Source organism: Campylobacter sp. 2014D-0258 (genome assembly GCF_008000495.1).
In the GTDB taxonomy this organism is placed as follows: domain Bacteria; phylum Campylobacterota; class Campylobacteria; order Campylobacterales; family Campylobacteraceae; genus Campylobacter_D; species Campylobacter_D jejuni.
The window spans coordinates 1-792 of sequence record NZ_VOAR01000016.1 but is presented as its reverse complement, the minus strand read 5'-3'; the positions used below and the strand labels follow the sequence as shown (position 1 = coordinate 792).

General features: G+C 28.0%; 1 pseudogene. It reads left to right on the top strand.

The features are described from left to right. Window positions 1–792 (top strand): annotated as a pseudogene (gene pseD, locus SR62_RS02790) (flagellin modification protein PseD); the annotation flags it as partial.

Below are 792 nucleotides of genomic sequence, written 5' to 3'. Positions count from 1 at the left end.
TTTCTACAGGACCATCTCTTACTAAACAACTTCCTTTATTAAAAAAGTATGCTAGTAAAGCTACGATTTTTTGTGCGGATTCTTCTTATCCTATTTTAGCTAAGCATAATATTAAGCCCGATTATGTGCTTTCTTTGGAAAGGATTCCTTTAACTTCTGAATTTTTTAACAATGATTTTGGGGAATTTGATAAGGATATTTTGTTTGTTCTAAAATCCTATGTCCACCCTCATACTACAAAATATCTTCAAAAAAATAATAGAAATTTTATGCTTGTATCTACATATGCAAGTTTTATAAATTATTTAAAACTTGATGATTTTGGGTATTTTAATATGGGATTTAGTGTAGCTAATATGAATTTTTTACTTGCTATACATTTAAAGCATAAAAATATCGTTTTAATAGGACAAGATTTAGCTTATGCTAAAGATGGACTTTCTCACACTAAAGATTATAGCAATCTTGATAAACATGAAGGACATTTTCAAAGAGATAAAAACAAATATACCACTCAAGCTTACGGAGACAATGGAAAAGTTGAAAGTTCTTTTGTTTGGACTCTTTTTAGACATAATTTTGAACAAGATGTGGCCAATGCAAAAAAAAATTATTATATTACCACCTACAACTGTACCGAAGGTGGAGCAAGGATAGAAGGAACTATAGAAAAACCTTTTTTATGGGCTTGTGAGAATTTACTTGATAAAGATTTAAATAAACCTTTTGAAAAATTAGAACCTTTAAGTTTAAATAAACAAAATGAGTTTTTACTTAAGGCTTATTATAAAG